General features: G+C 75.9%; 1 protein-coding gene. It reads left to right on the forward strand.

Annotated features, from left to right (window positions below):
- The first annotated feature begins 175 nt into the window (after positions 1-175).
- Positions 176-1,360 carry an anhydro-N-acetylmuramic acid kinase gene (locus tag AOK22_RS38625; RefSeq protein ID WP_055703292.1) on the forward strand — a complete coding sequence of 395 codons (1,185 nt, stop codon included), beginning with the start codon at positions 176-178 and terminating at the stop codon, positions 1,358-1,360.
- Positions 1,361-1,363: the final 3 nt, after the last annotated feature.

Below are 1,363 nucleotides of genomic sequence, written 5' to 3' on the forward strand. Positions count from 1 at the left end.
GGCCTGGGGTGGCCCGGGGGTGTGGCGTGAGCGGGTCCTGTCCGCCCGCGCGTGAGACGGGCGCCCGCCGGAGCCCACTGCACCCCGTGCCGCTTTCGGGGAACTCGTGCCGCCCGCCGCCCGTGAGGTGCGATGATCAAGCGCATTGGTGAGCCGACCGAGAAGGAGGCCCCACGTGCGCGTGATCGGGCTCATGTCAGGGACCTCGTACGACGCGATCGACGCGGCAGCCGCCGATCTGACGCTGGACGGGGACCGCTTGACGCTCACTCCCCTCGGGCTGATCACCCGTGGTTACGACGACGGGCTGCGCGCGGAGCTGGGCGCCGCGCTGCCGCCCGCGCCCACGACCCTCGCCGAGGTCTGCCGGCTCGACACCCGCATCGGCCGCGCGTTCGCCGCCGCCGCGGTCGAGGCGGACCGGGAGCTGTGCGACGGGCAGGCCGAGCTGGTCGCCTCGCACGGCCAGACCGTCTACCACTGGGTCGAGGACGGGCAGGTGCACGGCACCCTGCAGATCGGCCAGCCGGCCTGGATCGCCGAGGCGACGGGCCTGCCGGTGGTCGCCGACTTCCGCCCGCGCGACATCGCGGCGGGCGGCCAGGGCGCGCCCCTGGTCAGCCTGGTGGACCGGATGTGGCTGCGCGGGCGGCCCGGCGCCCCCGTCGCGCTGAACCTCGGCGGCATCGCCAACATCACCGCCCCGGACGGCACCGCCTTCGACACGGGCCCGGCCAACGCCCTCGTCGACGCCGCGGTGCGCGAGGCGACGGACGGCAGCCTGGCCTACGACCTGGACGGCGAGCTGGCCGCGCGCGGCACGGTCGACGAGGGCCTGCTCGCGCGCCTGCTCGCCGAGCCCTACTACGCACGTCCCGCGCCGAAGACGACGGGCAAGGAGCTCTTCCATCTGCCGTATCTGCGGACGGCGTTGCAGGGGTACGAGAAGCTGCCCGCCGAGGACGTCGTCGCCACGCTCACCCGTCTGACCGCCCGCACGGTCGCCGACGCCGTCCGCTCGGTGCGCGCCTCGGAGGTCATCGCGTCCGGCGGCGGCACCCGCAACCCCGCGCTGATGGCCGCGCTGCGGGCTGAGCTGGGCGGCGGGCTCCCGCTGCGCACCTCCGACGAGCTGGGTCTGCCGTCCGCGGCCAAGGAGGCGTACGCCTTCGCCGTCCTCGGCTTCCTGACCCTGCACGGCCTGCCGGGCACCGTCCCGGCGAGCACGGGGGCGCGGCACCCGAGCGTGCTCGGCTCGATCACTCCCGGGCGGCGCGGCACCGCGTGGCCCGAGGTGGTGGCGGGGGCGGAGGGACCGGCGAGGCTCGTGGTCAACGGCCTTGGGCACGGCGGGCGGTAGAGC

The organism is Streptomyces silaceus (genome assembly GCF_001419745.1).
GTDB classification, from domain to species: Bacteria; Actinomycetota; Actinomycetes; order Streptomycetales; family Streptomycetaceae; genus Streptomyces; species Streptomyces silaceus.